This is a genomic window from Okeania sp. (assembly GCF_983059655.1).
The window spans coordinates 1-2021 of record NZ_CEZPJD010000367.1 but is presented as its reverse complement, the minus strand read 5'-3'; the positions used below and the strand labels follow the sequence as shown (position 1 = coordinate 2021).

General features: G+C 38.1%; 2 protein-coding genes. Both read left to right on the top strand.

Annotated features, from left to right (window positions below):
• Positions 1–372 (top strand): L,D-transpeptidase (locus AC3DU7_RS19375; RefSeq protein WP_488040948.1); only part of this gene is annotated, 372 nt, incomplete at its 5' end.
• 268 nt (positions 373–640) lie between these two features.
• The gene (locus tag AC3DU7_RS19370) at positions 641–1294 is read left to right on the top strand and encodes a L,D-transpeptidase (RefSeq protein ID WP_488040947.1); all 654 of its coding nucleotides are present in this window, start codon (positions 641–643) and stop codon (positions 1292–1294) included.
• Positions 1295–2021: the final 727 nt, after the last annotated feature.

Below are 2021 nucleotides of genomic sequence, written 5' to 3'. Positions count from 1 at the left end.
ATAAAATTAAGCGATCGCCGTGTCTATATGTATCAAAACGACCAATTAAAAACCAGCTATCCCATTGCCATTGGTAGAGAAGGATGGGAAACTCCCACAGGTACATATAAAGTTATTCAAAAAATTCCAAATCCATCCTGGAAACATCCTTTTACTGGAGAAATAATACCACCAGGTCCTGAAAATCCTTTGGGGGAAAGATGGATTGGTTTTTGGACAGATGGCACAAATTATATAGGTTTTCATGGTACTCCCAACGAAGAAACAGTAGGACAAGCTGTCTCTCATGGTTGTGTTAGAATGCTAAACCAAGATGTACTAGCCCTATTTGAAAAAGTAGCAATTGGTACAGCTGTCATTGTCGAACCTTAAAAGAATATGAGCAGGGCTTATTAATAAATTAAGCTACTATTCAACAATTGATAATGAACAATGAATAATGAATAATTATCTTTTCTTGAAAGAAGAAGATTGAACTTAAGGAAAATATTTTCTTTCTATTTTCTTCATAAATGATAGCGTTAGCGGTAGTGAGGAACGAGCGTCAGAGGTCTTATACCAAATTAAGCAATTATCAATTATCCATTGATAACATTAGTTTCTGATAATATCTATACTATTAATAATTGAGGAGTGAAAAATGAGCGAATCTACTACAAATAAATGGCTTAGTCCTATATTTAAAATTAACAAGGGAGCATATAATTTAACAGCAATCTTCTTAACTACAGCAATTATTATATTATCTGGTCAAAAGTTATCTATAGCTTCTATTGATACAACTAATAATAATGGGCAAATAGAGAAGGAAGTTACTTTACCATTTGGTGGTTTAATGCCAAGACTGAAACGTGCTGTTAAAGACTTTCAAAAAGATTTGGGAATAGAAATAATAGAAGTAGAAAAGTTAACCCAGGTGGTACTTCGCTTAGGGGAACGACGAGTATATGTGTATGAAGGAGAAGAGGAAATAGCTAGTTATCCTGTAGCAGTAGGTAAACCAGGTTGGGAAACACCAACCGGTGAATTTGAAGTTATTCAACTGGTGGAAAATCCCCAATGGCAAAACCCCTGGACAGGTGAGGTAATGCCAGCAGGGCCAAATACTGCTTTAGGATTAAGATGGATTGGTTTTTGGACAGATGGAAAAGATACAATTGGGTTTCATGGTACTCCCACTGTAGAATCTATTGGATATGCTGCATCTCATGGTTGTGTGCGGATGCGGAATGAAGATGTTATTGCTTTATTTGAGAAAGTACAGGTGGGTACGACTGTGGTTGTGGAGCCTTAAGGAAGTCAGAAATAAAAAGTCAAAAGTCAAAAGTCAAAATGAAGAAATAAAAAGTCAGAAGTCATAAGTTACAGTACTTTCCACTGTTATCAGAAAAAATCCAGTAGGGTGTGTTAGCGGCAGCGTAACGCACCGACACCCTATATATAGTGCCTTTGCGTAAGTCCTGATAATATTACAGCACTTTCCACTGTTATGAGGTACAGTCATCGCGGGCAAGATGCCCGCACTGCAATATTTTTACCGGAAAATTGGGTTGAAAGCCTCCCCCTTCCAGGGGGACTTTGTGTTATAGTGGAAACAGCGGAAAGGTATTCAACCGCTCTAAAAACCTATAGCTACTTAACTGTAGCGTTTGCACCTTGAAAAGTAGAGTTATGGAGTTTTGTACAGTAATGCTTGTACATAGAAAAACTCTAAGCAACAAGTATCAGAGAACCAAAGTTTTTTTTAAGGTTTGAACTGTACCGTAGGGCATACGGGAACGGGCTCTTGAAATAGAGCAAACGCTTGGGGAGAGAACCATCTCTGGACTAGATGCCGCAAGGTGTTTAGTTTAAGTGGACTCATTGTTGGCGTAGCCTTGCGCTAGCAAACCAAGAATCCTGGTTTCAGGAGAATCTCCGCGCCTTTAGGCCGGAGAGTATGTCAAAATTCACTGTTTCTTCTAAGTAGGGCTTGCTGATTAAACCTAAATGTCTTTACTGATATTGGTTTTAGCCTTTTT

What these genes read in the sequence shown, in the direction of transcription:
- AC3DU7_RS19370 (WP_488040947.1), top strand. Translation starts at nt 641, where the DNA reads ATGAGCGAATCTACTACAAATAAATGGCTTAGTCCTATATTTAAAATT.